This is a genomic window from Sulfuriferula multivorans, from assembly GCF_003851125.1.
GTDB classification, from domain to species: Bacteria; Pseudomonadota; Gammaproteobacteria; order Burkholderiales; family Sulfuriferulaceae; genus Sulfuriferula; species Sulfuriferula multivorans.
In genome coordinates, this window is sequence record NZ_BGOW01000023.1 from 1 (window position 1) to 5,694 (window position 5,694).

Annotated in this window: 2 tRNA genes and 3 rRNA genes; all 5 read right to left on the reverse strand. The window is 52.6% G+C overall.

From position 1 onward, the window contains the following. Nucleotides 1-48 precede the first annotated feature (48 nt). Nucleotides 49-162 (reverse strand): 5S ribosomal RNA (gene rrf, locus EI185_RS12255). Between the two features lie 126 nt (nucleotides 163-288). Further along, nucleotides 289-3,173, reverse strand: a 23S ribosomal RNA gene (locus EI185_RS12260). A 268-nt stretch (nucleotides 3,174-3,441) separates the two neighbouring features. Continuing rightward, nucleotides 3,442-3,517 (reverse strand) — tRNA-Ala (locus EI185_RS12265). Between the two features lie 232 nt (nucleotides 3,518-3,749). Beyond that, nucleotides 3,750-3,826: transfer RNA gene (locus EI185_RS12270), tRNA-Ile, on the reverse strand. Nucleotides 3,827-3,954: 128 nt separating this feature from the next. Continuing rightward, nucleotides 3,955-5,494: ribosomal RNA gene (locus EI185_RS12275) — 16S ribosomal RNA — on the reverse strand. The 16S, 23S and 5S rRNA genes sit together here with 2 tRNA genes alongside, the layout of an rRNA operon. Nucleotides 5,495-5,694: the final 200 nt, after the last annotated feature.

The window sequence follows — 5,694 nt, forward strand, 5'->3', positions numbered from 1 at the left end:
AAAGTAAAAAACCCTCAGGTTTTCACCTGAGGGTTTTTTGGTATAGAAGTCTGACGATGACCTACTTTCACATGGGTAATCCACACTATCATCGGCGCTGTCCCGTTTCACGGCCCTGTTCGGGATGGGAAGGGGTGGTTCCAGGACGCTATGGTCGTCAGACGTAAGCTGCTCGGACGCGGTGCGATCTTTCGATCAGACCGCGTCCCGAATTGGAAGAAGTAAAGTGTGTTGCGTGTTTTGATTGTACTGCGCTGTATTAACCACTAACCCACTACTTAAGGTTATAGGGTCAAGCCTCACGGGCAATTAGTACTGGTAAGCTTAATGCATTACTGCACTTCCACACCCAGCCTATCAACGTCCTGGTCTCGAACGACCCTTTAGGGGGGTCTAGCCCCCGGGAAATCTCATCTCAAGGCGAGTTTCACGCTTAGATGCTTTCAGCGTTTATCTCTTCCGGATTTAGCTACCCGGCGATACCACTGGCGTGATAACCGGTACACCAGAGATCCGTCCACTCCGGTCCTCTCGTACTAGGAGCAGGTCCCTTCAAATTTCCAGCGCCCACGGCAGATAGGGACCAAACTGTCTCACGACGTTTTAAACCCAGCTCACGTACCACTTTAAATGGCGAACAGCCATACCCTTGGGACCGGCTACAGCCCCAGGATGTGATGAGCCGACATCGAGGTGCCAAACTCCCCCGTCGATGTGAACTCTTGGGAGGAATCAGCCTGTTATCCCCAGAGTACCTTTTATCCGTTGAGCGATGGCCCTTCCATACAGAACCACCGGATCACTATGACCTGCTTTCGCACCTGCTCGACTTGTCAGTCTCGCAGTCAAGCATCCTTTTGCCATTGCACTATCGCTACGATTTCCGACCGTAGCTAGGATACCTTCGTGCTCCTCCGTTACGCTTTGGGAGGAGACCGCCCCAGTCAAACTGCCTACCATGCACGGTCCCCGATCCAGATAATGGACCTAGGTTAGAACCTCAAACACACCAGGGTGGTATTTCAAGGGTGGCTCGACGATATCCGGAGATACCGCTTCAACGCCTCCCACCTATCCTACGCAAGTATGTTCAAAGTCCAATGCAAAGCTACAGTAAAGGTTCATGGGGTCTTTCCGTCTAGCCGCGGGTAGATTGCATCTTCACAAACACTTCAACTTCGCTGAGTCTCAGGAGGAGACAGTGTGGCCATCGTTACGCCATTCGTGCGGGTCGGAACTTACCCGACAAGGAATTTCGCTACCTTAGGACCGTTATAGTTACGGCCGCCGTTTACTGGGGCTTCGATCAAGAGCTTGCACCCCATCACTTAACCTTCCAGCACCGGGCAGGCGTCACACTCTATACGTCCACTTTCGTGTTTGCAGAGTGCTGTGTTTTTATTAAACAGTCGCAGCCACCTTTTCACTGCAACCCCGTTCTGCTCCGCGAGCAAGTCGCTTCACATACTAGGGGCACACCTTCTCCCGAAGTTACGGTGTTAATTTGCCGAGTTCCTTCTCCTGAGTTCTCTCAAGCGCCTTAGGATTCTCACCCTGCCCACCTGTGTCGGTTTGCGGTACGGTCGTCCTTGAACTGAAGCTTAGTGGCTTTTCTTGGAAGCATGGTATCGCTCACTTCAGTGCCGTAGCACCTCGTCATCATGCCTCAGCATTGACCCCCCGGATTTGCCTAAGGGATCTGCCTACACACTTAAACCAACTATTCCAACAGTTGGCTGAGTTAACCTTCTCCGTCCCCACATCGCATTCAAGGCCGGTACAGGAATATTAACCTGTTTCCCATCGACTACGCTTCTCAGCCTCGCCTTAGGAGCCGACTCACCCTGCGCCGATGAACGTTGCACAGGAAACCTGGGGCTTTCGGCGAACGGGCTTTTCACCCGTTTTATCGCTACTCATGTCAGCATTCGCACTTCTGATACCTCCAGCAAGGTTCTCACCTCACCTTCAACGGCCTACAGAACGCTCTCCTACCATATGTAATAAATTACATATCCGCAGCTTCGGTGCACAGTTTGAGCCCCGTTACATCTTCCGCGCAGGACGACTCGACCAGTGAGCTATTACGCTTTCTTTAAATGATGGCTGCTTCTAAGCCAACATCCTGGCTGTCTATGCCTTCCCACATCGTTTACCACTTAACTGTGTCTTTGGGACCTTAGCTGGCGGTCTGGGTTGTTTCCCTTTTGACACCGGACGTTAGCACCCGATGTCTGTCTCCCAAGCTCGCACTCTTCGGTATTCGGAGTTTGCAATGGGTTGGTAAGTCGCGATGACCCCCTAGCCATAACAGTGCTCTACCCCCGAAGGTGATACTTGAGGCACTACCTAAATAGTTTTCGGAGAGAACCAGCTATTTCCAGATTTGTTTAGCCTTTCACCCCTATCCACAGCTCATCCCCTAATTTTTCAACATTAGTGGGTTCGGACCTCCAGTGCGTGTTACCGCACCTTCATCCTGGCCATGGATAGATCATCTGGTTTCGGGTCTACGCCCAGCAACTATCGCCCTTATCAGACTCGGTTTCCCTACGCCTCCCCTATTCGGTTAAGCTCGCTACTGAACGTAAGTCGCTGACCCATTATACAAAAGGTACGCAGTCACGGAACAAGTCCGCTCCCACTGTTTGTATGCATGCGGTTTCAGGATCTATTTCACTCCCCTCCCGGGGTTCTTTTCGCCTTTCCCTCACGGTACTGGTTCACTATCGGTCGATTACGAGTATTTAGCCTTGGAGGATGGTCCCCCCATGTTCAGACAGGATTTCTCGTGTCCCGCCCTACTTGTCGCAAACTTAGTTCCACACACAGGTTTTCACGTACGGGGCTATCACCCTCTTTGGCCAGCCTTTCCAGGCTGTTCTGTTAACGTGTGTGCTAAATCTTGCAGGCTGTTCCGCGTTCGCTCGCCACTACTTGCGGAATCTCGGTTGATTTCTTTTCCTCGAGCTACTTAGATGTTTCAGTTCGCTCGGTTCGCCCCACTGAGCCTATGTATTCAGCTCAGGGTACCCCTAAGGGTGGGTTTCCCCATTCGGACATCTGCGGATCAAAGCTTGCTTGCCAGCTCCCCGCAGCTTTTCGCAGGCTGCAACGTCCTTCATCGCCTGTAATCGCCAAGGCATCCACCACATGCACTTAGTCGCTTGACCCTATAACCTTAAGTCTCTCTTGCGAGATTCGCTCAGTTACAGGTTAATCAGCGTTTGCTACCCGATCCAGACTGACTAAGCCCGGATCGGTTGATACAATCAAAACCCGTTTGTCTATCGCCATTCAGGGAGCGATCGCTCGCTGCCCGGCCGGCAATAAACACTTTACTTCTTCCAATTTTTTAAAGAACAGCTCCACTCATAAAGAGTGAGGTCTAAAGTGCGTGCACTTTACACCTGACGCTTCATGGCTACTTCACACGAAACCTGGTGGAGGATGACGGGATCGAACCGACGACCCCCTGCTTGCAAAGCAGGTGCTCTCCCAGCTGAGCTAATCCCCCGTTAAGCGACCTGACCGGCGTAGCGCGGCGTTGCTCGGGCGCTCGTGTGCAACAGCACACGTCGCTTCCTCCCGCCTGGCGCTACTTGGTCAATCCGCTTAACGGTTGACCAAGCATTTTCGCCAATCACTGATTTGACAGAAGCAAGCGTAGCAAGGTGGAGCCGGGTGCCGCCTACTTATGTAGGCAAGTCCGACGACAACGCCGCCACGCGCCGCTTATGTCAAATCAGTGGTGGGTCTGGTTGGGCTCGAACCAACGACCCCCGCGTTATCAACACGGTGCTCTAACCAACTGAGCTACAGACCCAGTGTGCAGGATCTGGTCGAAGATGCTGACTCAGGCTGGGACTCTGCCCTGGTCCTGGATCTCGCTTCCGTTTCCTGTTCGACAACAACAACCGATAAGTGTGGATATTTACAACAGGCTTTCTCTAGAAAGGAGGTGATCCAGCCGCAGGTTCCCCTACGGCTACCTTGTTACGACTTCACCCCAGTCATGAATCCTACCGTGGCAAGCGCCCTCCCGAAGGTTAAGCTACCTGCTTCTGGTAATACCCACTCCCATGGTGTGACGGGCGGTGTGTACAAGGCCCGGGAACGTATTCACCGCGACATGCTGATCCGCGATTACTAGCGATTCCGACTTCACGGAGTCGAGTTGCAGACTCCGATCCGGACTACGATCGGCTTTCTGGGATTGGCTCCCCCTCGCGGGTTGGCAACCCTCTGTACCGACCATTGTATTACGTGTGAAGCCCTACCCATAAGGGCCATGAGGACTTGACGTCATCCCCACCTTCCTCCGGTTTGTCACCGGCAGTCCCATTAGAGTGCCCAACTGAATGTAGCAACTAATGGCAAGGGTTGCGCTCGTTGCGGGACTTAACCCAACATCTCACGACACGAGCTGACGACAGCCATGCAGCACCTGTGTTACGGTTCTCTTTCAAGCACCAAGCCATCTCTGGCAAGTTCCGTACATGTCAAGGGTAGGTAAGGTTTTTCGCGTTGCATCGAATTAATCCACATAATCCACCGCTTGTGCGGGCCCCCGTCAATTCCTTTGAGTTTTAATCTTGCGACCGTACTCCCCAGGCGGTCAACTTCACGCGTTAGCTGCGTTACTAAGGAGGTCTCCCTCCCCAACAACTAGTTGACATCGTTTAGGGCGTGGACTACCAGGGTATCTAATCCTGTTTGCTACCCACGCTTTCGTGCATGAGCGTCAGTGTCGACCCAGGGGGCTGCCTTCGCCATCGGTATTCCTCCACATATCTACGCATTTCACTGCTACACGTGGAATTCTACCCCCCTCTGCCGCACTCTAGTCTTTCAGTTTCCAACGCAGTTCCCAGGTTAAGCCCGGGGATTTCACATCAGACTTGAAAAACCGCCTGCGCACGCTTTACGCCCAGTAATTCCGATTAACGCTCGCACCCTACGTATTACCGCGGCTGCTGGCACGTAGTTAGCCGGTGCTTCTTCTTCAGGTACCGTCATTAATCTCAGGTATTAGCCAAGATCGTTTCTTCCCTGCTGAAAGAGCTTTACAACCCGAAGGCCTTCTTCACTCACGCGGAATGGCTGGATCAGGCTTGCGCCCATTGTCCAAAATTCCCCACTGCTGCCTCCCGTAGGAGTCTGGACCGTGTCTCAGTTCCAGTGTGGCTGATCATCCTCTCAGACCAGCTACTGATCGTCGCCTTGGTAGGCCTTTACCCCACCAACTAGCTAATCAGACGTCGGCCGCTCCAATAACGCAAGGTCCGAAGATCCCCTGCTTTCCCCCGTAGGGCGTATGCGGTATTAGCACAGCTTTCGCTGCGTTATCCCCCATTACATGGATACGTTCCGACGTATTACTCACCCGTTCGCCACTCGCCACCAGGAGCAAGCTCCCGTGCTGCCGTTCGACTTGCATGTGTAAAGCATTCCGCCAGCGTTCAATCTGAGCCAGGATCAAACTCTTCAGTTTAATTCCTGTGTGCGATTCAGTCTCGTCCTAAGACTCAACCAAATCGCGGTCGCTCATTCTCAAAGTTTTAATGCTTTAAGTCTGAGCACTTGCAATTTCTTACTTCCCTCTTCCAGTTACCAGTTACCCGGCTCCCAAAATCAGGTACCCATCGCAAATACCCACACTTATCGGTTGTCTTGTTGTTAAAGAGCGGTGTT